The sequence below is a fragment of the Lacinutrix salivirga genome, assembly GCF_053604675.1.
In genome coordinates this window covers 1-722 of the sequence record NZ_JBSHNP010000078.1, presented here as the reverse complement: position 1 = coordinate 722, position 722 = coordinate 1, and the positions used below count along the sequence as shown (strand labels likewise).

Below are 722 nucleotides of genomic sequence, written 5' to 3'. Positions count from 1 at the left end.
TTACACTCATAATAGTACTATTTGGATTGATCCTTTAGGTTTAAGTGGTATAGGTGCTTGGGGAGAAAAAGTAGCTTCAAAATATTTATCTAATAATGGTCATCAAATTTTAGGTTCTGTACAAAATGCTTCTGGGCATGGATTTGATTTAGTTACAAAGTCTTTAAACGGCGATATTAATATTATAGAAGTAAAAACTAGTCAAAGCAAATGGAGAAGCAAAAGTAATATGCCTAAATGGACAGATAATAATATTAAAAAAATATCTGGAAATACAAATGGAAGATGGTTAAATAAACCAAAATACCAAAATGATTTGTTAAGAACTATTAGAGATGCTAAAGGCAAAGGTAAACTCAATAACAAACTACTTCAAATCAACATAGATAAACGTTCAATTAGACTTAAATGTAAATAAAAATGCAAAAATTGATAAATAAAGCAATTAAGCATTACAAATATGCAGAAACGTTAGATATAGATGAGGCTAATTATTTTTTTTTAGATGAATATAATTATTTTTCAAGAAAAGGTAATTTAAAAAAGCATATAAATATTGTTTGGCTAAGTTTGTCTGGAATTCCAAATTGCACACATATTAGAGCAAAAAACTTATTATTTCAAGGAAATAAAGACTGTTGGAAATATTTTGAGCGAACAGCAGTCTTTTGGACTTATGGACATAATAAAGATAAATGGATAGATCATTTAAAAGGTGTTTA

At 27.0% G+C, this 722-nt stretch carries 2 protein-coding genes; both read left to right on the top strand.

What is annotated here, in order from left to right:
• A partial coding sequence (locus ACVC5O_RS03140; protein ID WP_452220005.1) for a hypothetical protein occupies window positions 1–418 on the top strand: 418 nt, incomplete at its 5' end.
• Window positions 419–420: 2 nt separating this feature from the next.
• Window positions 421–722 (top strand): hypothetical protein (locus tag ACVC5O_RS03135; RefSeq protein WP_452220004.1); only part of this gene is annotated, 302 nt, incomplete at its 3' end.